Below are 19,737 nucleotides of genomic sequence, written 5' to 3' on the forward strand. Positions count from 1 at the left end.
GGAGCATGAGCGACACCCCGGACAGCGCCGTCCAGACCGTACGGACCCAGGCCGTACGTGCGTACATCGAGCAGCACCGCGCCGCCTTCCTCGACGATCTCGCCGAGTGGCTGCGCATTCCGTCCGTGTCGGCGCAGCCCGAGCACGCACCGGACGTGCGGCGCAGTGCGGAGTGGCTCGCCGCGAAGCTGGCCGCGACCGGCTTCCCGGTCGCCGAGGTCTGGGAGACCGACGGCGCGCCCGCCGTGTTCGCCGAGTGGCCCTCGGGCGACCCGGACGCGCCCACCGTCCTCGTCTACGGCCACCACGACGTGCAGCCCGCCGCCCGCGAGGACGGCTGGCACACGGAGCCCTTCGAGCCCGTGATCCGCGACAACCGGCTCCACGCGCGCGGTGCCGCCGACGACAAGGGCCAGGTGTTCTTCCACACCCTGGGCGTCCGCGCGCATCTCGCCGTCACCGGCCGCACAGCCCCCGCCCTGAACCTCAAGCTCCTCGTCGAGGGCGAGGAGGAGTCCGGCTCGCCGCACTTCCGGGCGCTCGTCGAGCGGCACCGCGCCCGCCTCGCGGCCGACGCCGTGATCGTGTCCGACACCGGCATGTGGTCGGAGACCACTCCCACCGTCTGCACCGGTATGCGCGGGGTCGCCGACTGCGAGATCACGCTGTACGGCCCGGACCAGGACATCCACTCCGGCTCGTTCGGCGGCGCCGTGCCCAACCCGGCGACCGCCGCCGCCCGCCTGGTCGCCGCGCTGCACGACGAGAACGAGCACGTCACGATCCCCGGCTTCTACGACAACATCGCCGAGCTGACCGACGCCGAACGCGAGCTCATAGCCGAGCTGCCCTTCGACGAGGCGTCATGGCTGGCCACCGCCAAGTCGTACGGCACCCTCGGCGAGGCGGGATACTCCACCCTCGAGCGCGTCTGGGCCCGCCCGACCGCCGAACTCAACGGCATCGGCGGCGGCTACCAGGGCCCCGGCGGCAAGACGATCATTCCGTCCTCCGCCCACCTGAAGATCTCCTTCCGGCTGGTCGCCGGCCAGGACCCGGACAAGATCGAGATGGCCGTACGCGACTGGGTCGCCGCCCGCACCCCGGCGGGCATCCGCCACGAGATCACCTTCGGTGCCGCGACCCGCCCCTGTCTGACACCGCTCGACCACCCGGCCCTCCAGTCCGTCGTACGGTCGATGAGCCGGGCGTTCGACGGCGCCAAGATCCGCTTCACGCGCGAAGGCGGCTCCGGGCCGGCGGCCGACCTCCAGGACGTCCTCGCGGCACCGGTGCTGTTCCTCGGCATCTCGGTCCCGTCCGACGGCTGGCACTCGCCGAACGAGAAGGTCGAGCTGGACCTGCTGCTCAAGGGCGTGGAAACCACCGCCCACCTGTGGGGCGACCTGTCCGCCGCACTCCGCTGAAGAGACACCCATCCATCCGGGGGAGTTGGAAGCACCAGTGAGCACCATCAGTAACGAAGGCCATCGTCCGATCGGCCTCACCGCCCCGAGCGGCATCGACCGCGCGGCGCACCACCGCCTCGACGAGGCGTGGCTCGCCGCGGCATGGAGCCACCCGTCGACCCGGGTCTTCGTGGTCTCCGGCGGCCAGGTACTGATCGACGACACCCCCGACGGACGCACCGAGCTGGTCATGACGCCCTCCTTCGAGGCACCCGTCACCGAGACGCACCGCTACTTCCTGGGCACGGACGCCGACGGCGTCAGCTACTTCGCGCTCCAGAAGGACGCCCTGCCCGGGCGCATGGACCAGTCGGCCCGCCCCGCCGGCCTGCGCGAGGCCGGTCTGCTGCTCTCCCCGCGCGACGCGGGTCTGATGGTGCACGCGGTGGCGCTGGAGAACTGGCAGCGGATGCACCGCTTCTGTTCGCGCTGCGGCGAGCGCACCGTGATCGCGGCCGCCGGCCACATCCGCCGTTGTCCCGCCTGCGGCGCGGAGCACTACCCGCGCACCGACCCGGCGGTGATCATGCTGGTGACGGACGAGGAGGACCGGGCGCTGCTGGGCCGCCAGGTGCACTGGCCCGAGGGCCGCTTCTCCACGCTCGCCGGCTTCGTCGAGCCGGGGGAGTCCATCGAGCAGTCGGTGGTCCGCGAGGTCTTCGAGGAGGCGGGCGTCACGGTCGGCGAGGTCGAGTACGTCGCCAGCCAGCCGTGGCCCTTCCCGTCCAGCCTGATGCTCGGTTTCATGGCGCGTGCCACCTCGTCCGAGATCAATGTGGACGGCGACGAGATCGAGGAGGCCCGCTGGTTCTCCCGGGAGGAGCTGCGGGCCGCGTTCGAGTCCGGCGAGGTGCTGCCCCCGTACGGCATCTCGATCGCGGCCCGGCTGATCGAGCTCTGGTACGGCAAGCCGCTGCCGAAGCCGGGAAGCGTCGCCTGAGCGACGGCCCGAGCGTGCCCCGCCGTCCTGCGACGGCCCGAGCGTGCCCCGCCGCCCGGGTGACGGCCTGAGCGTGCCCCGCCGCCCGGGTGAGGGGCGAGCGTGCCCGGGCGCCCGTGTGACGGGGCGCCCGGCCCGGAAAGGGGCCTCTCAGGCGCCGATCTTCTGCTTGACCTGGGCCAGCGAGGGGTTGGTCAGCGTCGAACCGTCCGCGAAGAGGACGGTCGGGACGGTCTGGTTGCCCCCATTGGCCTTCTCCACGAACGCGGCCGACTCGGGGTCCTGCTCGATGTTGACCTCGGTGTACGCGATGCCCTCGCGGTCCATCTGGCTCTTCAGCCGGCGGCAGTAGCCGCACCACGTGGTGCTGTACATCGTCAGAGTGCCCTGCATCGTCTCTCGCGCTCCTTGGGGTAGCCGGCGGGTGCCGCCGGTGCCGCGGGTGCGGCACCAGGAGGGAAGAACGTACGCGATCCCGCGACCATTCCCCGCCGGTATGACCGCGCCCCCGGGCCTGTGGACAACCGTCTCGCCGGCCACGGGCGACCTGGCAGCATGGCAGGGTGACAGCAGCAACGCACTCCACTCTCTTCCCGCGGGTCCCGGACTCGGCCGACGCGGTGCTCGAAGGGCTCGACCCCGAGCAGCGCGAGGTGGCGACCGCCCTGCACGGTCCGGTGTGCGTGCTGGCGGGGGCCGGCACGGGCAAGACGCGCGCGATCACCCACCGCATCGCCTACGGCGTCCGCGCGGGCATACTCCCGCCGGCCAGTGTGCTGGCCGTCACCTTCACCAACCGCGCCGCGGGCGAGATGCGAGGCCGGCTGCGACAGCTCGGTGCGGGCGGCGTCCAGGCCCGTACGTTCCACTCCGCGGCCCTGCGTCAGCTCCAGTACTTCTGGCCGAAAGCCGTCGGTGGGGAGATGCCCCGGCTGCTGGAGCGCAAGATCCAGCTGGTCGCCGACGCGGCCGCACGCTGCCGCGTCCGGCTCGACCGCAACGAGCTGCGTGACACCACCAGCGAGATCGAGTGGGCGAAGGTCACCCAGACGGTGCCGGCCGACTATCCGGCCGCCGTCGCCAAGGCGCAACGCGACGCCCCGCGCGACACCGCCGAGATTGGCCAGATCTATGCCATGTACGAGCAGCTCAAGCGGGACCGCGGAGTCATCGATTTCGAGGACGTGCTGCTGCTGACGGTCGGCATCCTCCAGGACCGGCACGACATCGCCGAGCAGATCCGCCGCCAGTACCAGCACTTCGTGGTGGACGAGTACCAGGACGTGTCGCCGCTCCAGCAGCGGCTCCTGGACCTGTGGCTGGGGGACCGGGACAGCCTGTGCGTCGTCGGCGACGCCGGCCAGACGATCTACTCGTTCACCGGCGCCACCCCCGACCACCTGCTGAACTTCCGCACCCGCCATCCGAACGCCACCGTGGTGAAGCTGGTCCGGGACTACCGTTCCACCCCACAGGTCGTCCACCTCGCCAACGGGCTGCTCGACCAGGCCCGCGGTCGCGCCGCCGAGCACCGCCTGGAGCTGATCTCCCAGCGCGACCCGGGCCCCGCCCCGGTCTTCACGGAGTACGCCGACGAGCCCGCCGAGGCCGAGGGCACCGCCCGCCGCATCCGCGACCTGATCGCCACCGGCGTCCCGGCCGGCGAGATCGCCGTGTTGTACCGGATCAACGCCCAGTCCGAGGTCTACGAACAGGCCCTCGCCGACGCCGGCGTCCCCTACCAGCTGCGCGGCGCCGAGCGTTTCTTCGAGCGCCAGGAGGTCCGGGAGGCCGGCGCCGCCCTGCGCAGTGCCGCCCGCTTCGGCAACAACGACTCCCTCCTCGACGACGTCGTCGACCTGCCCTCGCAGGTCCGCGCCGTGCTCTCCACCAAGGGCTGGACCACCGAGCCCCCGGCCGGCTCCGGCGCGGTCCGCGACCGCTGGGAGTCCCTGGCCGCGCTGGCCCGGCTCGCCGAGGACTTCGCGCGCGCCAAGCCCGACGCGACCCTCGGCGACCTGGTCGCCGAGCTCGACGAGCGGGCCGCTGCCCAGCACGCCCCCACCGTCCAGGGCGTCACCCTCGCCTCGCTGCACTCCGCGAAAGGTCTGGAGTGGGACGCGGTGTTCCTGGTCGGGCTCACCGAGGGCATGATGCCGATCACCTACGCCAAGACCGATGAGCAGATCGAGGAGGAGCGCCGCCTGCTCTACGTCGGCGTCACGCGCGCGCGGCTCCACCTCTCGCTGTCCTGGGCGCTGTCCCGGTCGCCCGGCGGCCGCCCCTCCCGCCGGCCCACCCGGTTCCTCGGCGGACTGCGCCCCGGCTCCACGGCACCCGGCGCCCGGACAGCGGGCGGCAGCGGCGGCATCGAGCGGGGTGCCGGCCCTGCCGCGCGGCGCGGCCGGCGCGGCCCCGTCCGCTGCCGGGTGTGCGGTACGACACTCACCGACGCGGGCGAGATGAAGCTCATGCGCTGCGAGGACTGCCCGTCCGACATGGACGAGGCGCTCTACGAGCGGCTTCGCGAGTGGCGCTCCGACCAGGCGCAGCAGCTCAGCCAGCCCGCGTACTGCGTCTTCACCGACAAGACCCTGATGGCGATCGCCGAGGCCGTCCCGTCCACGGACCACGAGCTCGCCTCCATCGCAGGCGTCGGCGCGCGCAAACTGGACCGCTTCGGTGCCGATGTCCTGGCCATCTGTGCAGGTCAGGAGGTTGGGCCCGACGACGAGGAGGACTGATGCAAACTCGTCGAAAAAATAGTTTGCGCGCGCCCCAGTGATCCCCATAGGTTCTTAACCACGAGAACAGCGGCTTCTCCGAAGCCCTGTCCTTGTGCTGTACTTATCCGAATACGCGTGGGACCGGCTCCAACCGATCCCCCCGAGACGCCGAGAGGAGGCGATTCCAGTGATCAGCATCAACTTCAGCTCCACCAGCAACGCCATCAGCACCGTCAAAATGACCGATCGCTCGGTCGTCTCCGCCTGCTCGCTCGGCCTCTCCGGCTCGGCTTCGCTCCTTGGCACCGGTGTGTCCGGCTTCGCCGCCGTGCGCCCCGCCGCCCTCCTGACGGCTCTCCCCGTCCAGGAGCGCATTGAGCGACCGACCGAGGCACTGGAAGCAGGAGCAGCAGAGGGCATGGCCTATGCCTTCGCGGCGACCGGTGCCGAAACCAAGCAGCAGACGCAGCAGCACCACACGATGTGGGCCTTCCGTGGGCTCGAACCCTGGAGTGATCCAGCCTGATCCAGGATCAGGCCGGCGCCTTCAGGGCCGCGGAACCCCACCCGGGATCCGCGGCCCTTCTGTTTTGCCCGAACGGGCGGAACGGAGCGAAGGGGCCTCGGGACCAAGCAGAACCCGGTACCAGCCCACCGGCCGACCGGCCGGACCGACCAGACGAGGAAGACAGAACCGTGCAACTCGAAGCGCACGCCCCGTCCGTACCGCCTTCCGAAACGATCCCCCCGCCCGGCCTCACGGAGGACCCCACCTTGACCCCCCTCACCGCGCTCACCGCGCTCGACGACGCCATCGAGAACCTCGGCGTGCCCGTCCCGTGTCGCTCCTACGACCCGGAGGTCTTCTTCGCCGAGTCTCCGGCGGACGTCGAGTACGCCAAGTCCCTCTGCCGGACCTGCCCTCTCATGGAGGCCTGCCTGGCGGGCGCCAAGGAGCGGCGTGAGCCCTGGGGCGTCTGGGGCGGCGAGCTCTTCGTCCAGGGCGTGGTCGTTGCCCGCAAGCGGCCCCGTGGCCGCCCGCGCAAGAACCCGGTCGCGGCGTGACCGCCATCACTTGGGAGGCGACTCCCAAGGCCCAGAAGCGCACCGGAACCATTGACCGCCCCCTGACGCACGATCCCCAGAAGCAGGCCCCGATGACCTCTTCCACCAGCGAGCCCGCCGGCTCCGCGACCCCAGCCTTCACCACCATCGGCGCGAACGCCTCGCGTCAGAACAGGAACCGCGAGATGCAACTCATCCAAGAAGCCTTGGCCCGTGCTCATATGCACGACCGCATGCGGGAAGCCGACGCGGAACGCCAGGCCGTGCGCCTGGTCGCCGCCCGGCGCATGCAGCGCCGCGCCGAGCGCGTCTCCATGCGCGCCCGCCGCGCGCTGGCCATGGCCGTCATGCACTGATCCACCGCCGGCGCCCCGAGGCGCCGATGCCGGTGAGTGGACCCCACGCGGGGGCCGGTCGAACCGACCGGCCCCCGCGGTGCGTTGTCGGCGCCCACGGCCCCGACGGAGTTATCGTCTCGTAGTGAACGAGCGGACATCTTCCCCCGCGCAGCCGGACGAGCAGAGCGTGGTGTGCTCCCGCTGCGGCAAGACGGCCGACACCCTCCCGGTCACCTGGACCTGTTCCGTGGAGAACGGCAGCCGCCACTACTTCTGCGACGAATGTGCCCGAGAGAACCTCAGAGCCATCGAGAGCAGACTCGACTCCTCCTGGTGGTGAACCGATGGCGGTCCCCCGTGCCGCCCCGGTTCACGCCTGCGCCTCCACGGGCTCCACATCCTCCTCGGCCTCCGGGAGGAAGCCGGGCAGCCATGCCTCCAGTTCCTCGCGCAGCCGCACCGACGCGTTCAGCTGGCACAGCACCCCGATGGTGCTCAGCGTCACCCGGTGGATCAGCAGATACGCGGGCGGCAGGTTCAGCTGCTTGCCCAACTGGTGTGCGGGCGAACGCACATCCGCGATCCGGGCAGCCTGCCGGCGCATCCAGCTCCTGCTGAACGTGAACGCCTCCACCTCCGCCGGCTCGATGATCGGCAGCAGATAGTCCAGCACCGCGTCCGGGTCGAGCTCGATGGTCTCCTTGACGAACCCTTCCTCGCACAGAAGTCCGTAGACCGTCTCCGCCTCGCCCTCGAGCGTCATGCGCAGACACCTGCCGATCGTCTCCGGCAGCCCGCCCGGCAGCCGGTCCACTGTGCCGAAGTCCAGGACGCCCAGCCGCCATCCCCCGCTGTCGCCGTCCTCCGCCCCGTCCGCGGCCGGCAGCAGCCGGAAGTTCCCAGGATGAGGATCGGCGTGCAGCAGCCCGGTACGGGCCGGACCCGAGAAGAGGAACCGTGCCAGCAGCTGCCCCGCCCGGTCGCGCTGCTCCTGCGTGCCGTCGGCGATGACCTCCGACAGGGGTGTCCCGTCGATCCACTCCGTCACCAGCACCTGGTCCGACTGGTGCACCACGTCCGGCACCACCACATCGGGATCGTCCGCGAACTCCGCGGCGTGCTCCCGCTGCGCCTGCGCCTCCAGGCCGTAGTCCAGCTCTTCCGACACCCGGTCACGAAGCTCGGTGATCAGCGGCTTGACGTCCATGCCGGGGATCAGCGGCCCCAGCAGCCGGGCGAACCGGCTCAGCTGGGCCAGGTCCGACAGCAGCGCCTCGCCGGCGCCCGGGTACTGCACCTTGACCGCGACCTCGCGCCCGTCGTGCCACACGGCCCGGTGCACCTGACCGATCGAGGCGGCCGCCGACGGCTTGTCCTCGAACTGCAGGAAAAGCTCCCGCCATTCCTCGCCCAGCCGCTCCTCCAGCACCGAGTGGACCGTGCGGGTCGGCATCGGCGGAGCGGCCTCCTGGAGCTTCGTCAGCGCGGCCCGGTACGGGCCCGCGATCTCCTCGGGAAGCGCCGACTCGAAGACGGACAGCGCCTGGCCGAACTTCATGGCGCCGCCCTTGAGTTCACCCAGCACCCGGAACAACTGCTCCGCCGTGCGCTGCTGCAGCTCCCGCGCCACTATCTCCGCGGACTTGCCTCCGATCCGCTTGCCCAGACCCCAGGTGGCCCGGCCCGCGAAGCCCAATGGCAACGCGGCCAACTTGGCGGTCCGGGTGACCGCCTTCCGGGGAAGATCAGACATGCGCCCCTCCAAATCCCAGACTGCGTGCCGCGTTTACCTCCGGCCGATGCCGATGAACGGCGGTTACCTCGCCATTGTGTCCTGCCCCGTCCCGGCCTCCGAGGTGCGTTCCCTCACTTCCCGGCCCGCGGCGCCGCACGGGCACTCCGTGTGCGGCGAGAACCGCTCCGAGCGCCAGTCCAGCAGCGGCAGTGAGGTCTCCCACCGGGCGCCGGTGCTCGCCGGCAGATCCCCGTCGAGGAACGCCAGCGCATGAGCCGCTGCCAGTCCGGCGACCATGGCCGAAAGGCTCAGATCGCAGGCCGGCACGGCGTTCTGCCGCCCCGAGCGCCACTGGGCCAGCATGCGGGGCCAGGCCGGGTCACGATCCGTACGCTCCAGCTCCAGACAGCGCGCACAGGCCGTGCCGCCGGGCAGCACCAGCGGGCCCACCACACCCGTGGCCTCCACCACACCCGCGTACATATGAGGGGTACCGGTGGACACCCAGGCGTCGGCCGGCACCGGGTCCGGCGCATAGGCGCCCAGCCCGTCCCTCGGCGCCACCACGATCAGCGAGAGGCCCGGCTCCGGCCCGCCCGCCCGTCCCGTGCGCGGCGCCCGGCCTCCGGGTGCCGACCGCCCCACCAGCCGCCGCGCCGCGGTGTCCCGGCGCTCGCCCACCGCCTCGGCCGGCAGCCCACCGGGCGCCACGTCCCACGGCCGCACACACTCGCCGTCCAGAACGTCGACCCGGCCCACCCCGGCGCCCGACAGCAGCGCCGCGATGCCCGCACCGACCCGGCCCGCGCCCCTCACCTGCACCCGCATCCCGCGCCGGGCCGCCAAGCGCCGTATCCCCCCGCCCGGTTCACGGTGCACGACCGACAGCGAGGCCAGATCGGCGCGCAGCGCGTCCAGCGCGCCGTCCTCTCCGCGCAGCGTGTCGGCCGCGGGCCCGCCGGCCACCGTGTCGTCCAGTAGCCCCGCCGCCTCCAGCCGGGCCAGCAGCGCCTCCAGCCGGCCCTCCGGCAGCCCCAGCGCCCGCGCCTCCTCCCGCAACAGACCGAGCCCGCGCGTACCGTCCAGCAGTGCCAGCAGGCTGCCTGTCGTGGTGTCCACCGGGCCGAGCACCACCGCGTGTGCGGGTGCCGCGCCGAACTGTACGCACTGCAGATTTCGCCAGGCGCGCCGCAGCGCCGGCTTCACCTTCGGATGCATATCCGCCCCCGTGATCTTCATCGGTCCCGCCGATCCGCGTCCTGCCGCTCCACCGATCCGCATGGTCAGAATGCGGCGCGCACGCCGAAGCCGCCGAAAGTTGTCCCCAGGGTGGGTAATTAGTCGTTCAAATGGTGCAGGCTGTGGATGGATCACGCGTGAACCGTTCCCGGGGTGGGACTTCCCGTGCTGACAGCGGGTAACGTCGGGGCGTGCCCGCCGACCCACAGCGCAGCCCGACAAGCGACCCGCCCCGTGGATCGGGGACGAGTGCGGTCGAGGTCCGAAGGAGCTCCCGGCGCCGCAGGACCGTCTCCGCCTATCGCGAGGGCGACCGGACCGTCGTGCTCATCCCCGCCCGGATGTCGGAGGCCGAGGAACGCCGCTGGGTGAGCGTGATGCTCGACAAACTCGCCGCCCAGGAGAGCAAGCGCATCCTGGGCGACACCGAACTGGCCGAGCGCGCGGAGCGCTTGTCCGCCCAGTATTTCGACGGCCGGGCGCGGCCCACGTCCGTCCGGTGGGTGACCAACCAGAACACCCGTTGGGGCTCCTGCACTCCGGCCGAGGGCAGCATCCGGCTCTCGCACCGGCTGCAGGGAATGCCCGAGTATGTCGTGGACTACGTCCTGGTCCACGAACTGGCACATCTGTTGGTGCCGGGCCACGGGCCGCGGTTCTGGCGGCTGCTGGAGGCCTACCCCCGCACCGAGCGCGCCCGCGGCTACCTCGAGGGGGTGGTCGCGGCCGACCGGCTGCCGCATCTCCCGGTCGCTCGCGGAGAGTGACATTCGCCGATCCTGTACCGAAGCTGTCCCGACTTGGCTCAATGTCGCATCCAGCCGTTAGCCTGGCGCGACGCATTCATATTTCGGGATGGGGGACGGTCGTTACGCATGGCCAGGGAATTCCAACGCGGCCACAAGGCCAAGATCAGTGATCTCACACCCGGCACGGATCTGTACGTAGGCGTGCAGATCGCCGCACCGGGTCTGACCTTCGACATCAGCTGCTTCGGCCTCGACGCCAATGAGCAACTCTCGGACGACCGGTATTTCGTCTTCTTCAACCAGCCCAAAACGCCCGAGGAGTCCATTCAGCTGCTCGGCGCGCAGGCCGGTGACACCGAGTCCTTCCGCGTCACGCTCGACCGCATCCCGGCGCACATCCAGAAGCTCTCCTTCACCGCCACGATCGACGGTGCCGGCCAGATGTCCCAGGTCGGCCCCGGTCACATCCGTATCGTGGCGGGCGGCCAGGAGGTCGCGCGGTACGCCTTCACCGGCGCCGAGTTCAGCACCGAGCGCGCTGTGATGCTGGGTGACTTCTACCTCAAGGACGTCTGGCGGTTCGCCGCCGTCGGCCAGGGCTTCGACGGCGGGCTGGAGGCACTGCTCAAGAACTTCGGCGGCGAGGTCGCCGAGGAGGAGCAGGCCCCGCAGCAGCCGGTGCCGTCGCAGGGTGCCGCCCCGGGCTTCGGTGCGCCGGCCCAGGCTCCCGCGCCCGCCCAGCCCGCCCCGTCCTTCGGCGCCCCCGCGGCCCCGCAGGCGCCCCAGCCGGCTCCGTCCTTCGGCGCGCCCGCGGCACCGGCCCCCGCCCAGGCACCGGCCCCCGCTCCGGTGTCGCAGCCGGTGCACACCGCGCCGACCATGGCGGCCCCGATGGCCCCGCCGGCTGCCCCGTCCCCGTACGGGCAGCCCCCGCAGGCGCCTCAGCAGCCCCAGCAGCCGCAGTACGGTCAGGTTCCCGGCCAGGGCCAGCCGCCCGTCGCACCGTCGCCGTACGGCGCGCCCGCCCAGGCCCCCGGCCCCTACGCCCAGCAGCAGTTCGGCCAGCAGCCGCCCGGCGCCACGCCCCCCGGCGGCATGCCGCACGGGATGCCGCACGGCATGCCGCAGGCCGCCCCGCAGGTCGGTGCGGGCTTGGATGCGGCACTCCAGCCGTACCGCGAGACCGCCACGGGCACGCGCTGGACCCCGCAGAACCAGCAGATGATGCGGGTCGACCTCGCCATGGGCGGCGTCCCCGTCCTGGCCCGCCAGGGCAGCATGGTCATGTACCAGGGCAAGGTGGACTTCAGCTACAAGGGCGCCGGTTTCGCCGGCCGTATCGTCGGCAACGCCACCGGCCAGGAGATGCAGCTGATGCGCTGCACCGGCCGCGGCCAGGTCTTCCTCGCCGAGAACGGCGCCCATCTGCACCCCATCGAACTCCAGGGCGACGGCATCTGCGTCTCCGCGGAGAACGTGCTCGCCTTCGACGAGTCGCTGCAGCACGAGGTCCGCCGCATCGAGGGGCACGGCATTCCGGGCGGCGCCCTGTTCACCATGCAGTTCACCGGAACCGGCACCGTCATCGTCAAGACGCAGGGCATCCCGGTGGTCCTTCCGGTGACCCCGACCACCTTCGCCGACTCCAACGCCATCGTGGCCTGGTCGTCCGCGTCCCAGGTCATCCTCTCCAGCCAGGTCCGGCTCCGCCGCAACGCCTACCCCGGCCACAGCGGCGAGACCGTGAACCTGCAGTTCCGGGGCGCCCCCGGCAACTTCATCGTCGTCCAGCCCTACGAGGTCTGAGGGAGCCCGGAAAAATGAACCAGCAACTCGCGGGCTACGCCCCGACCCCCGTGGCGGCCCGGATGGAGAACCACGGCCGCACCATGCTCAAGGTCGCCATGGTGTCCGGCCAGGACCTGTACGCGCGCACCGGCTCCATGGTCGCCTACGAGGGCTTCGTCCAGTACGAGCCGAACCCGCCCGCCGTCCGGCAGATCGCCTCCCAGTGGGTCACCGGCGAGGGCGCGCCCATCATGAAGTGCTCCGGCGACGGTCTGCTGTACCTCGCCGACTACGGCGCGGACGTCGTCGTCATCAACCTCAACAACGACTCGATCTCCGTCAACGGCACCAATGTGCTCGCCTTCGACGCTCACCTCCAGTGGGGCGTCGAGAAGGTCAAGGGCCTCGCCAAGTTCGCCGGCCAGGGCCTGTGGAACGTGACGATCGCCGGCACCGGCTGGGTCGCCCTGACCTCGCGCGGCACCCCGATCGTCGTCGACTGCGGCCGCGGCGAGGACGAGACGTACGTCGACCCGGACGCGCTCGTCGCCTGGTCGCCGGCGCTCAAGGTGAAGGGCAAGCGCAGCTTCAAGGCCTCGTCCCTGATCGGCCGGGGCAGTGGAGAGGCGTACCAGATGGCCTTCTCCGGACAGGGCATCGTCGTCGTACAGCCGAGCGAGGACAGCACCGACCGGCTTCGGATCCGGGGCTGAGGGGGAGCGAGAACACATCATGCAGAGCCCGCTTTTCAGCTACACGGAACAGCAGACCCAGGACCGGTACGCGGTCCAGAACCCGCAGCTCCTGCGGGTCGCTCTCACCGGCCACGACGACGTGCTCGCCCGCAAGGGCGCCATGGTCGCCTACCAGGGCCTGATCGACTTCGACGGCGAGTACCAGACCAGCAGCCAGCGCCGTGCCCGCGCCAACACCGGCGAGGGCCTGGACCTCATGCGCTGCTCCGGGCAGGGCACGGTCTACCTGGCCAACCTGGCGCAGTACGTACACGTCGTGGAGGTCGACCAGGAGGGCATGACCGTGGACAGCGCCTACGTCCTGGCGCTGGACTCCACGCTGCACACCGAGGTCATCGCCGTGGACAGCCAGTACGGCATCTCCGGCTCCGGCAAGTACCAGCTCAACATCTCCGGCCGCGGCCAGGTCGCCCTGATGACCTCGGGCCAGCCGCTGATGATGCAGGTCACTCCGGACAAGTACGTCAACGTCGACTCGGACGCGATCGTCGCCTGGTCGTCGAGCCTGCGCGTACAGATGCAGGCGCAGACGCACTCCTCCAACGTGCGCCGCCGCCGCGGCAGCACCGGCGAGGGCTGGGAACTCAGCTTCCTCGGGCAGGGCTTCGCGCTCGTCCAGCCCAGCGAGGTCATGCCGCCGCAGAACGCGGAGATCGGACAGGGCCTGCGCGCCCAGTTCGGCGCCGGCCAGCACGGCTCCCACGCCCAGAACCAGAACAACGCCTGGAACTAGGACGGGTTTCGAAAGTGGCGTCGTCCGCCCGGAGGGCGGGGCCGGGGGAGTCTGGACCGTGCGTGCCAGGCGTTCCCGGCCGGACGGGACTTTCGAAACACGCCCCAGCGCCGCACGGTCCGCGGCCGCCCCTCAGTCGATGCGTCAGAGCGCGGCGCGCGCCGCCTCCATCAGCCGGACGACCGACGCGTCGGCCACGTCCGCCACCTCGTCGTACCCGAACCAGCGCAAATCCAGTGATTCGTCACTGATCGCCTCCACCGCGTCCGGCGGGGCCAGTGCCACGTACTGCAGGTCCAGGTGCCAGTGGCAGGGGGCCGGGATCGCGTGCCGGTCCAGCCGCACCGGACCGTCCGCGAGCAGCGTCAGACCCGGGATGCCGGACTCCTCCGTCGCCTCGCGCAGCGCGGCCGCGGCCACCGTCGGGTCACCGGGCTCGCAGTGGCCGCCCATCTGCAGCCACATGCCCAGCTTCCTGTGCAGTGTCAGCAGGACGCGGCCGCGCTCCGGGTCGACGACGAGCGCGCTCGCCGTCAGATGACCGGCCTCGCACGCCTTCCACATGCCGTCCGGATGCGCCGCCAGATGATCCAGATAGGTCTGGCGCAGCTCCGGCTGGTCCTCGTACGTCTTCAGGACGAGGACGGCGTCTTCGTGCAGGCTCACTTGTCGGTGTCGTCCTCGTCGTGCTCGGCGCCCTTGGGGCGGTCCTGGTTCCCGGCCGCCTCGCCGAGCATCTTGTCGATCTCCGAGAAGTCCAGGTGCTCACGGTGGACGAAGCCGTCCGGGTCGTCCAGGTCGGACGCCGTCGGCAGCATGTCGGGGTGCTCCCACAGGCCGTCGCGCCCGTCCACGCCCCGCGCGTCGGTCAGCGACGCCCACAGCCGGGAAGCGTCCCGCAGCCGGCGGGGGCGCAGCTCCAGGCCGATCAGCGTGGCGAACGTCTGCTCCGCCGGGCCACCCGAGGCACGGCGCCTGCGCAGCGTCTCGCGCAGCGCCGCTGCCGAGGTCAGCCGGGACTTCGCGGCCTCGTGCACCACCGCGTCCACCCAGCCCTCGACGAGCGCCAGGGCCGTCTCCAGCCGGGCCAGGGCGGCCTTCTGCTCCGGAGTGTCCTCCGGCTGGAACATGCCCTGCTGGAGCGCCTCCTGCAGCTGCTCCGGGTTCGACGGGTCGAGCCGGCCGACCGCGTCCTCCAGCTTGGAGGTGTCGACCTTGATCCCTCGCGCATAGCCCTCGACCGCGCCGAACAGGTGCGAGCGCAGCCACGGCACGTGCGCGAAGAGCCGCTGGTGGGCCGCCTCCCGCAGCGCCAGGTACAGCCGCACCTCGTCCTTGGGCACGCCCAGGTCCTTGCCGAACGTCTCCATGTTCAGCGGCAGCAGCGCGGCCTTGCCCGCCGGACCCAGCGGCAGGCCGATGTCGGTGGAACCGACGACCTCGCCCGCCAGCACGCCCACGGCCTGCCCGATCTGCTGGCCGAACATGGCGCCGCCCATCGACCGCATCATGCCGATCAGCGGGCCGGCCATGGCCTGCATCTCCTCGGGCAGGACGTCGCCCATCGCGGCGCCGACCCGCTCGGCGACCGGGTCGACCAGCTGCTGCCAGGCGGGCAGCGTCGCCTCGACCCACTCCGCGCGGCTCCAGGCCACGGAGGTGTGCGCACCGGACGGCAGGGACGTGACACCGTCCAGCCACAGGTCCGCCAGCCGCACGGCCTCCTCCACGGCGGCCCGCTCGGCCGGGCCCACACTGGAGTCCTTCGTGCCGTCGGGCGTTCCCTGGGAGACCGTCTGGCGCGCGATCTGCTTGGCCATGTCCCAGTTGACCGGTCCGCCCTCGTAACTGAGCATCTGGCCCAGCTGCTGGAAGGCGGCGCCCAGGTCGGCCGGGTTCAGCGAGCCGAACATGGCGGCGAACGGGTTGTCCGCACCGCCCGGCAGGCCGCCGAACCCGAACGGGTTGTCACCGGCACCCTTGCCGCCTTCGGAGGGCGTCTTCCGGCCCTCGTCGCCGTCCTCCGGCTCCTCCGGCGGAAGGCCGAATCCGAATGGGGTGTCACTCACGGGGTTCCTCGGCTCGTAGGGCCGCCGGCTTCTGCCGGCGGCGGCTGCCCGACAACACCACCAGCCTAGACATCGGAGCCGGATGTGGGCTCGATGCTCCACCGGCTCGTGGCCTGCGGCAGGATGGACGCCACCTGGTACGTACGCGTCATTCACGTACGTACTGAAGACAACCGCTGGAGACGCCCGGTGAGTTCCCCAGATCCACAGGTTCGCGCAGCGCGCGGCGCCGAAGTTCGCCAGAGGCGAAACGAGTCAACCCAGTCCGCCGGCCGCGGCCCCGTCGTCGCGGTCACCGGTGCCGCCTCCGGCGTCGGTGACCTGCTGACCCGGCGCCTCGTCGCGTCCGACGAGATCAGGCAGGTCATCGCCATCGACGAGCGCCGCGGAGAGATCCCCGAGGCGCACTGGCACATCCTGGACGTACGGGACCCGGCGATCGCCGAGAAGCTGCGCGGCGCGGACGTCGTGGTGCACCTCGCGCTCGATCTCGACCTGGAGACCGACCCGGCCGCCCGTACGGCGTACAACGTACGTGGTACGCAGACGGTGCTGACGGCCGCCGCGGCGGCCGGGGTCCACCGCGTCGTGCTGTGCACCTCCGCGATGGTCTACGGCGCACTGCCGGACAACGACATCCCGCTCTCCGAGGACGCCGAGCTGCGGGCGACCGCCGAGGCCACCGGCGTCGGCGACCTGCTGGAGATCGAGCGCCTCGCCCGGCGCGCGCCCCGCGCCCACCCCGGCCTGAACGTCACCGTGGTGCGCCCCGCCGTCCTGGTGGGCGGCACGGACACGGCCCTGACCCGGTACTTCGAGTCGCCCCGCCTGCTGGTCGTCGCCGGATCGCACCCCACCTGGCAGTTCTGCCACGTCGAGGACCTGGTCAGCGCCCTGGAGTACGCGGCGCTGGAGAAGGTCGAGGGGGAGTTCGCGGTCGGCTGCGACGGCTGGCTGGAACAGGAGGAGGTCGAGGAGCTCAGCGGCATCCGGCGCATGGAGCTGCCCTCGGCGGTGGCGCTGGGCGCGGCGGCCCGGCTGCACCGGATCGGCCTCACCCCCTCGCCGGCCGGCGACCTGGCGTACACCATGCACCCCTGGGTGGTCAGCGTCGGGCGGCTGCACGACGCGGGCTGGCGGCCGCAGTGGACCAACGAGGAGGTGCTCGCCGCGCTGCTGGAGGAGGTCGAGGGCCGCCACACCGTCGCGGGCCGCCGCCTGGGCCGCAAGGACGCCACCGCCGCCGGTGCCGCCGGTGCCACGGTCGCCCTGCTCGGCACGGCCGCCCTGGTCCGCCGGGCGAGGAAGCGCCGCGGCATCTGACCGGCGCGGGCGGTTCCCGGCGGTCCCGGCGGTTCCGGGCGGTTCCCGGCGGCCCCGGCCCGGGTCCGGGCCCGGAGAGGCGCCGCGGACGCCCCCGTCCGCCGCTCCGTCCGGGGCCCTGCTGTAGGAGGCTCCAACGCGCGCGTGGACGGACCGGGCGATAACGCTATTCCGCGATGTCAGTGCCGTGGGGCACCATGGGCGGCATGGCACCCACGTACGACCACCCCGGCGAGCGGGCGGCGGCGGACCCGATCCGGCTGCTGGCGATCCGTGACACCCCGCTCTCCCTCGACGAGGTCTTCCGGGCCGTCGGTGACGACGCGGCCGGCGGCACGGCGCTCTTCGTGGGCACCGTCCGCAACCACGACGGCGGCGCCGACGTGGACTCCCTCGGGTACTCGCACCACCCGTCGGCCGAGGCGGAGCTGCGCCGGGTGGCCGAGAAGGTCGTGGCCGACCACCCCGTCCGCGCCCTCGCCGCGATCCACCGGGTGGGTGATCTGACCGTGGGGGACCTGGCCGTGGTGGTCGCGGTCTCGTGTCCGCACCGCGCGGAGGCCTTCGCGGCGTGCCGCAAGCTCATCGACGACCTCAAGCACGAGGTCCCCATCTGGAAGCACCAGCGCTTCTCGGACGGCACCGAGGAGTGGGTGGGGGCCTGCTGAGCCCCGGGCACGGGTCCGGGAGGGCCGGCGCCCGATTTGCGTAACCGCACCCCTGGCGTGAGCGTTGGAACGGCGGATGGTTAATCTGCTGATCAGTCAGTGGCATTCGCGCACGGGAGACGGGGACGGGAGGTCGCGCCGTGGCAGCACTCGCCTGGTTGCTGATCCCGCTCTTCGCGGGCATCGGTGCCGCGATATGGGGGACCTGGGCCTCGCGCAACCGGACCACCGAGGACATCGCCGAACTCGCCGGCTACGCGCGCTTCCGCGACGCCATGGAGAAGTCCCGCTCCGGCAGCGGTCCGGTCTGATAGTCACCCCGTACGGACCGGCCCCGGGGGTGCACCGACAGGCGAGTCCCGTACTGTCGTTCCATGCCACGCCGCACCGCGACGATGCTCGCCTCCACCCTCGTCCTCATCGCGCTGCTCTGCGCCGGTGTGTTCTTCAAGGTGCCCTACTCGGAGATGAGCCCCGGACCGACGGTCAACACGCTCGGTGAGGCCGATGGCGAGCCGGTGCTTCAGATCTCAGGCCACCAGACCTACCCCACCTCCGGGCATCTCAATATGACCACGGTCAGGGTCACCGGTGCGGACTACAGAATGAACCTCGTCGAGGCGGTCTACGGGTGGCTCGCGGACGACAGCGTCGTGGTGCCGCACGAGACGCTCTACCCCGACGGCAAGACCGAGGAGGAGTCCACCCAGGAGAACGCCGAGGAGTTCAGCCAGTCCCAGGAGAGCGCGAAGGTCGCCGCTCTCGGGCAGCTGGGCATCCCGGTGTCGGCGCGGGTGGTCGTCGCCTCCGTCCAGAAGGACAGCCCCGCCGAGGGGCTGCTGCACGCGGGAGATGTGATCAAGGCCGTGGACGGCTCGCCCGTCAAGCAGCCGCAGGACGTGGCGAAGCTCGTGACCAAGCACCAGCCGAAGCAGGACGTCGTCTTCACGATCGTCCCCGCCAAGGAGGCGGCCGCCGCCGAGAAGGCGGGTCGCGCGCCGACCACCACCGAGACGGTCACGATCACCACGACGAAGGCCCCGGAGGGCGACCGGGCGATCGTCGGCATCCAGGCCGGGGTCGACCACACGTTCCCGTTCGCCATCGACATCAAGCTCGCCGACGTGGGCGGCCCCAGCGCCGGTCTGATGTTCTCGCTCGGCATCGTCGACAAGCTCACCCCGGGCGATCTCACGGGCGGCAGGTTCGTGGCCGGTACGGGCACCATCGACGACCAGGGCAAGGTCGGCCCGATCGGCGGCATCGACATGAAGCTGGTCGGCGCGCGGAAGGCCGGCGCGCGGTACTTCCTGACGCCCGCGGACAACTGCGCCGCGGCCGCGTCGGACACTCCGTCCGGCCTCACCCTGATCAAGGTCGAGAACATCGACGGCGCGGTGAAGGCGCTGGAGAAGATCCGGACCGGCGACACGGCCGGCCTGCCGAGCTGCTCGGCGGGCTGACCGGCCGCGGGTCGCGGACCCCCGCGGCGGCCACTGCTCGCGGCCGGACGAGGGCCCGGGCGGCCCCCGGCGGGCGGGCCCGGGCCGCCGGCGCTCAGCCCTCGAACGTCGCGGCCAGGGCCTCCGCCAGGCCCGGTACCAGGTCGGCGCCGGTCAGGACCTCCGTGGGGGAGTCCTTCTCGCGCAGCCGCAGCGCCGACTCGCGCGCACCGTCGCGCAACACCGCCACCGTCATCCGGACCTCCTGGCGGTCCGGGTGGGCGGCGACCCACTTCGCCAGGTCCGCCTCGTCGAGACCGTCCGGAACGGACGCCTCGGCGGACGGCGGCAGCATCAGACGCTCCACCGTCATCGCGCACCCGACCACGGCGTCGGGCCAGGCGATGGTGCCGAGGAAGTCGTCGAGCGGCCGGTCGGCCGGGATCTCGTCCTGCTCGATCGGGGTGAGCGGGGCCGCTCCCTCGTCCCGGTCGAGGCCCAGCTGGGAGGCGAGACCCGGCTCCTGGGAGCGCAGCTGCGCGGTGTCGACGAGGGCGAAGAGCCTGGCAGGCTGGTCCCAGCCGAGGCCGGAGGCGTACTCGTCGATCTCGAGCACCGCGCGGGTCAGCGGGCTCGCGGCCATCGGGGGGCCGGAGGAAGAAAGGTTGGACATGGGCAATATCCTGCCTCCTCATCCC

At 71.8% G+C, this 19,737-nt stretch carries 21 protein-coding genes; 15 read left to right on the plus strand and 6 right to left on the minus strand.

Annotated elements, in window-relative coordinates; genetic code table 11:
- Positions 1–5: 5 nt before the first annotated feature.
- Together ACY34K_RS04870 and nudC are read left to right on the plus strand one after the other, a co-directional pair.
- Positions 6–1,427 carry a dipeptidase gene (locus ACY34K_RS04870; RefSeq protein ID WP_462744059.1) on the plus strand — a complete coding sequence of 474 codons (1,422 nt, stop codon included), beginning with the start codon at positions 6–8 and terminating at the stop codon, positions 1,425–1,427.
- Positions 1,428–1,464: 37 nt separating this feature from the next.
- A complete protein-coding gene (nudC, locus tag ACY34K_RS04875) occupies positions 1,465–2,409 on the plus strand; it encodes an NAD(+) diphosphatase (RefSeq protein WP_462744061.1) in 945 nt (314 codons plus the stop codon).
- 150 nt (positions 2,410–2,559) lie between these two features.
- On the opposite strand, the gene ACY34K_RS04880 is transcribed toward nudC, so the two are convergent.
- The gene (locus tag ACY34K_RS04880; protein ID WP_462744063.1) at positions 2,560–2,802 is read right to left on the minus strand and encodes a mycoredoxin; all 243 of its coding nucleotides are present in this window, start codon (positions 2,800–2,802) and stop codon (positions 2,560–2,562) included.
- Positions 2,803–2,972: 170 nt separating this feature from the next.
- Here ACY34K_RS04880 and ACY34K_RS04885 point away from each other — a divergent pair, with 170 nt between their 5' ends.
- The 5 genes from ACY34K_RS04885 to ACY34K_RS04905 all read left to right on the plus strand — a co-directional run bounded on the left by ACY34K_RS04885 (position 2,973) and on the right by ACY34K_RS04905 (position 6,878).
- On the plus strand, positions 2,973–5,153 hold the full coding sequence (locus ACY34K_RS04885) for an ATP-dependent DNA helicase UvrD2 (RefSeq protein ID WP_462744065.1): 2,181 nt from the start codon (positions 2,973–2,975) through the stop codon (positions 5,151–5,153).
- A gap of 169 nt (positions 5,154–5,322) precedes the next feature.
- On the plus strand, positions 5,323–5,661 hold the full coding sequence (locus ACY34K_RS04890; protein ID WP_462744067.1) for a hypothetical protein: 339 nt from the start codon (positions 5,323–5,325) through the stop codon (positions 5,659–5,661).
- 170 nt (positions 5,662–5,831) lie between these two features.
- Complete coding sequence (locus ACY34K_RS04895; protein ID WP_462744069.1) at positions 5,832–6,200, plus strand: WhiB family transcriptional regulator; 369 nt, start codon at positions 5,832–5,834, stop codon at positions 6,198–6,200.
- 92 nt (positions 6,201–6,292) lie between these two features.
- The gene (locus ACY34K_RS04900; protein WP_462744760.1) at positions 6,293–6,556 is read left to right on the plus strand and encodes a hypothetical protein; all 264 of its coding nucleotides are present in this window, start codon (positions 6,293–6,295) and stop codon (positions 6,554–6,556) included.
- A 124-nt stretch (positions 6,557–6,680) separates the two neighbouring features.
- Positions 6,681–6,878, plus strand: a complete 198-nt coding sequence (locus ACY34K_RS04905; RefSeq protein ID WP_462744071.1) for a hypothetical protein — start codon at positions 6,681–6,683, stop codon at positions 6,876–6,878.
- Positions 6,879–6,908: 30 nt separating this feature from the next.
- Here ACY34K_RS04905 and ACY34K_RS04910 read toward each other — a convergent pair whose 3' ends face one another.
- Together ACY34K_RS04910 and ACY34K_RS04915 are read right to left on the minus strand one after the other, a co-directional pair.
- Positions 6,909–8,291 carry an ABC1 kinase family protein gene (locus ACY34K_RS04910; protein WP_462744073.1) on the minus strand — a complete coding sequence of 461 codons (1,383 nt, stop codon included), beginning with the start codon at positions 8,289–8,291 and terminating at the stop codon, positions 6,909–6,911.
- Between the two features lie 63 nt (positions 8,292–8,354).
- The gene (locus tag ACY34K_RS04915) at positions 8,355–9,491 is read right to left on the minus strand and encodes a TOMM precursor leader peptide-binding protein (RefSeq protein WP_462744075.1); all 1,137 of its coding nucleotides are present in this window, start codon (positions 9,489–9,491) and stop codon (positions 8,355–8,357) included.
- A 212-nt stretch (positions 9,492–9,703) separates the two neighbouring features.
- Here ACY34K_RS04915 and ACY34K_RS04920 point away from each other — a divergent pair, with 212 nt between their 5' ends.
- The 4 genes from ACY34K_RS04920 (at position 9,704) to ACY34K_RS04935 (ending at position 13,537) form a co-directional block, all read left to right on the plus strand.
- Positions 9,704–10,279: a M48 metallopeptidase family protein gene (locus ACY34K_RS04920; RefSeq protein WP_462744077.1), complete on the plus strand. Its 576-nt coding sequence runs from the start codon at positions 9,704–9,706 to the stop codon at positions 10,277–10,279.
- A 108-nt stretch (positions 10,280–10,387) separates the two neighbouring features.
- Entirely contained in the window at positions 10,388–12,067 is a 1,680-nt protein-coding gene (locus ACY34K_RS04925; protein ID WP_462744079.1) for a TerD family protein, read from the plus strand.
- Between the two features lie 14 nt (positions 12,068–12,081).
- Positions 12,082–12,762, plus strand: a complete 681-nt coding sequence (locus ACY34K_RS04930; RefSeq protein ID WP_462744081.1) for an AIM24 family protein — start codon at positions 12,082–12,084, stop codon at positions 12,760–12,762.
- A gap of 19 nt (positions 12,763–12,781) precedes the next feature.
- Positions 12,782–13,537 carry an AIM24 family protein gene (locus ACY34K_RS04935; RefSeq protein WP_462744083.1) on the plus strand — a complete coding sequence of 252 codons (756 nt, stop codon included), beginning with the start codon at positions 12,782–12,784 and terminating at the stop codon, positions 13,535–13,537.
- Positions 13,538–13,681: 144 nt separating this feature from the next.
- On the opposite strand, the gene ACY34K_RS04940 is transcribed toward ACY34K_RS04935, so the two are convergent.
- Both ACY34K_RS04940 and ACY34K_RS04945 read right to left on the minus strand, forming a co-directional pair.
- On the minus strand, positions 13,682–14,203 hold the full coding sequence (locus ACY34K_RS04940) for an NUDIX hydrolase (protein WP_462744085.1): 522 nt from the start codon (positions 14,201–14,203) through the stop codon (positions 13,682–13,684).
- Entirely contained in the window at positions 14,200–15,606 is a 1,407-nt protein-coding gene (locus tag ACY34K_RS04945) for a zinc-dependent metalloprotease (protein ID WP_462744087.1), read from the minus strand. Before ACY34K_RS04945 ends, ACY34K_RS04940 begins: the two co-directional genes overlap by 4 nt.
- A 189-nt stretch (positions 15,607–15,795) precedes the next feature.
- Between ACY34K_RS04945 and ACY34K_RS04950 the strand changes: the two genes are divergently transcribed.
- The 4 genes from ACY34K_RS04950 (at position 15,796) to ACY34K_RS04965 (ending at position 19,060) form a co-directional block, all read left to right on the plus strand.
- Positions 15,796–16,929, plus strand: a complete 1,134-nt coding sequence (locus ACY34K_RS04950) for an SDR family oxidoreductase (protein WP_462744089.1) — start codon at positions 15,796–15,798, stop codon at positions 16,927–16,929.
- Between the two features lie 206 nt (positions 16,930–17,135).
- Positions 17,136–17,597: a molybdenum cofactor biosynthesis protein MoaE gene (locus ACY34K_RS04955; protein ID WP_462744091.1), complete on the plus strand. Its 462-nt coding sequence runs from the start codon at positions 17,136–17,138 to the stop codon at positions 17,595–17,597.
- A gap of 140 nt (positions 17,598–17,737) precedes the next feature.
- Positions 17,738–17,908, plus strand: coding sequence for a hypothetical protein (locus ACY34K_RS04960; protein WP_462744093.1), 171 nt, complete (start codon positions 17,738–17,740; stop codon positions 17,906–17,908).
- 63 nt (positions 17,909–17,971) lie between these two features.
- A complete protein-coding gene (locus ACY34K_RS04965) occupies positions 17,972–19,060 on the plus strand; it encodes a YlbL family protein (protein ID WP_462744095.1) in 1,089 nt (362 codons plus the stop codon).
- Positions 19,061–19,154: 94 nt separating this feature from the next.
- On the opposite strand, the gene ACY34K_RS04970 is transcribed toward ACY34K_RS04965, so the two are convergent.
- On the minus strand, positions 19,155–19,712 hold the full coding sequence (locus tag ACY34K_RS04970; RefSeq protein ID WP_462744097.1) for a PPA1309 family protein: 558 nt from the start codon (positions 19,710–19,712) through the stop codon (positions 19,155–19,157).
- Between the last annotated feature and the right edge of the window lie 25 nt (positions 19,713–19,737).

Source organism: Streptomyces sp. STAM6, assembly GCF_054963715.1.

What these genes read in the sequence shown, in the direction of transcription:
- ACY34K_RS04870 (WP_462744059.1), top strand. Translation starts at nt 6, where the DNA reads ATGAGCGACACCCCGGACAGCGCCGTCCAGACCGTACGGACCCAGGCC.
- ACY34K_RS04880 (WP_462744063.1), bottom strand. Translation starts at nt 2,802, where the DNA reads ATGCAGGGCACTCTGACGATGTACAGCACCACGTGGTGCGGCTACTGC.
- ACY34K_RS04900 (WP_462744760.1), top strand. Translation starts at nt 6,293, where the DNA reads ATGACCTCTTCCACCAGCGAGCCCGCCGGCTCCGCGACCCCAGCCTTC.
- ACY34K_RS04910 (WP_462744073.1), bottom strand. Translation starts at nt 8,291, where the DNA reads ATGTCTGATCTTCCCCGGAAGGCGGTCACCCGGACCGCCAAGTTGGCC.
- ACY34K_RS04915 (WP_462744075.1), bottom strand. Translation starts at nt 9,491, where the DNA reads ATGCATCCGAAGGTGAAGCCGGCGCTGCGGCGCGCCTGGCGAAATCTG.
- ACY34K_RS04925 (WP_462744079.1), top strand. Translation starts at nt 10,388, where the DNA reads ATGGCCAGGGAATTCCAACGCGGCCACAAGGCCAAGATCAGTGATCTC.
- ACY34K_RS04930 (WP_462744081.1), top strand. Translation starts at nt 12,082, where the DNA reads ATGAACCAGCAACTCGCGGGCTACGCCCCGACCCCCGTGGCGGCCCGG.
- ACY34K_RS04935 (WP_462744083.1), top strand. Translation starts at nt 12,782, where the DNA reads ATGCAGAGCCCGCTTTTCAGCTACACGGAACAGCAGACCCAGGACCGG.
- ACY34K_RS04955 (WP_462744091.1), top strand. Translation starts at nt 17,136, where the DNA reads ATGGCACCCACGTACGACCACCCCGGCGAGCGGGCGGCGGCGGACCCG.
- ACY34K_RS04965 (WP_462744095.1), top strand. Translation starts at nt 17,972, where the DNA reads ATGCCACGCCGCACCGCGACGATGCTCGCCTCCACCCTCGTCCTCATC.
- ACY34K_RS04970 (WP_462744097.1), bottom strand. Translation starts at nt 19,712, where the DNA reads ATGTCCAACCTTTCTTCCTCCGGCCCCCCGATGGCCGCGAGCCCGCTG.